This is a genomic window from Siminovitchia sediminis, assembly GCF_042680885.1.
Taxonomy (GTDB): domain Bacteria; phylum Bacillota; class Bacilli; order Bacillales; family Bacillaceae_C; genus Siminovitchia; species Siminovitchia sediminis.
Genome location: NZ_JBHUEO010000107.1, coordinates 1 through 927 on the forward strand (window position 1 = coordinate 1; position 927 = coordinate 927).

A 927-nucleotide genomic window follows, 5' to 3' on the forward strand; every position below is an offset into this window, starting at 1 on the left:
AAATCGGATTCAAAGTGCGAAATCCGAGTTCAAAGCGCGAAAATCGGATTCAAAGTGCGAATTCCGGATTCAAAGCGCGAATTCCGAGTTCAAAGCGCGAACTCCCGATTCAAAGCGCGAACTCCCGATTCAAAGCGCGAATTCCGAGTTCAAAGCGCGAAAATCGGATTCAAAGCGCGAATTCCCGATTCAAAGCGCGAACTCCCGATTCAAAGCGCGAATTCCGAGTTCAAAGCGCGAACTCCCGATTCAAAGCGCGAATTCCGAATTCAAAGCGCGAATTCCCGATTCAAAGTGCGAAATCGTGATTCAAAGTGCGAATTCCAGTGCGAATTCCCGATTCAAAGTGCGAAAATCGTGATTCAAAGCGCGAACTCCCGATTCAAAGCGCGAACTCCCGATTCAAAGTGCGAATTCTGTGGTCAAAGTGCGAAATCGTGATTCAAAGTGCGAATTCCGGATTCAAAGCGCGAATTCCGAGTTCAAAGCGCGAATTCCAAGTTCAAAGCGCGAAAATCGGATTCAAAGCGCGAAAATCGGATTCAAAGTGCGAATTCCCGATTCAAAGCGCGAACTCCCGATTCAAAGCGCGAACTCCCGATTCAAAGTGCGAATTCCGGATTCAAAGCGCGAAAATCGGATTCAAAGCGCGAATTCCGAGTTCAAAGCGCGAACTCCCGATTCAAAGTGCGAATTCCGGATTCAAAGCGCGAAAATCGGATTCAAAGCGCGAAAATCGGATTCAAAGCGCGAACTCCCGATTCAAAGTGCGAATTCCGGATTCAAAGCGCGAATTCCCGTTTCAAAGTGCGAAATCGTGATTCAAAGCGCGAATTCCGAGTTCAAAGCGCGAAATCGTGATTCAAAGCGCGAACTCCCGATTCAAAGCGCGAATTCCGAGTTCAAAGCGCGAAAATCGGATTCAAA

2 protein-coding genes are annotated in these 927 nt (G+C 47.8%); both read left to right on the forward strand.

Annotated elements, in window-relative coordinates:
• A partial coding sequence (locus ACFSCZ_RS17915; RefSeq protein WP_380775918.1) for a hypothetical protein occupies positions 1-441 on the forward strand: 441 nt, incomplete at its 5' end.
• A partial coding sequence (locus ACFSCZ_RS17920; protein ID WP_380775921.1) for a hypothetical protein occupies positions 419-927 on the forward strand: 509 nt, incomplete at its 3' end. The genes ACFSCZ_RS17915 and ACFSCZ_RS17920, both read left to right, overlap by 23 nt.